Here is a 1,308-nt window from a genome sequence, read left to right on the forward strand (position 1 = left end):
AGATACTGTGTAAAAACACAAGCAATCTTAAGTTTTTTTCATATTTTTATTCTTTAGGAAGTTATCTGACTATCCTGCGACGGGGCTACGGTCTCGTCTTTTTTTTGTCCAATCATAAGTTGGATCATATTCTTCGCCACTATTCCATAAAGTGTATATGATAATCAGCAGCTTTCTCATTACTGCTATTAGTGATTGTTTTTTCTTCGGTAATCTTTCGTTGAGTCTTCCATAAAGAGCTTTAGACTTAGGATCGTATCTAATAGCACTCATCGCTGGCATGTAAAGAGCAGTTCTTATGTACGAGTTTCCTTTTTTAGAGATCCGAGACTTTCCTTTTTGCATTCCTGAGTCATTTTGTACAACATCTAATCCTGCGTAGCTCACTAAACTTCTGATACTTTTTACATTTCTAAAAGCATCTGTCTCTGCTAAGAGTTTAATTACCGTTATTTTATTAATTCCTTTAATAGCGATAATACGTTCTACCTTTTCATTTAGCTCTTTGTCTTGTTCTATTAATTTGTAAATAGATTCTTGACAGTCATCTGCTAGTTTTCTCTGCATACCCACTAACTCCTTCATCATGGATATAGATTCTTTATTAGGATCGTGAGAACTTTCTAAGGCGTGTATTTGAGAACTTGTTATAACTATTTGATTTTTTATTCTAACTAAGGTTCTAGATAAATCTCTCAAATCTTTAAAGTTCTTGCTTATTGGTTTCCAGAGTTCTAATGTTCTACTCAAGCCCATCTCAGCTAGTGCTGCCGCATCTACTTTATCGGTCTTGGTTTTTATATTTAAACTCTTGATAAAGTACTTAGCCTTTTGAGCTAGTTGAACTGTTATATTTTCTGATTTCTCATAAAGAAAATAGCAAAGATTTTCATGATAGACCCCAGTTGCTTCCACTATATGAATTAAACCTGTCGCTTTCTTACGTTTACCAGCCCATAGTAAATACTGTTCGAACCCAGTTAAATTGTTTTTAAAAGATTTACTTCCTTTAATAGTGATTCCACCTAATTCAGATTGCTCTTTAAAGCAAACGTCAAACTTCTGTGAGGACATGTCTATACCACAAACCTGCTTTAATTGATTTTTCATAATAAAATTTTTTAAAAAGATTGCCTCCTTAGATCTTGCCTCGTAATTGGATTCAAGATATTGAGATATACTCAATTCTTACGATACTGTTCAGATTCAAGAAGGACTCTCAATAAGGTGATTATCTCAAGGGCGATATACGTAATTGTTATCAAGGGAAGAACCATACTCTTATTGAGACCCTTTATAATTGATTCT

General features: G+C 33.5%; 1 protein-coding gene. It reads right to left on the reverse strand.

The window, feature by feature from the left end; all coding sequences use genetic code 11:
* Positions 1-69 precede the first annotated feature (69 nt).
* On the reverse strand, positions 70-1,110 hold the full coding sequence (locus LB450_RS13575; protein ID WP_224489799.1) for an IS110 family RNA-guided transposase: 1,041 nt from the start codon (positions 1,108-1,110) through the stop codon (positions 70-72).
* Between the last annotated feature and the right edge of the window lie 198 nt (positions 1,111-1,308).

Origin of the sequence: Psychroflexus curvus (assembly GCF_020164585.1) — a bacterium.
GTDB classification, from domain to species: domain Bacteria; phylum Bacteroidota; class Bacteroidia; order Flavobacteriales; family Flavobacteriaceae; genus Psychroflexus; species Psychroflexus curvus.

Coding starts and splice junctions, on each gene's coding strand:
- LB450_RS13575 (WP_224489799.1), bottom strand. CDS start 1,110: ATGAAAAATCAATTAAAGCAGGTTTGTGGTATAGACATGTCCTCACAG.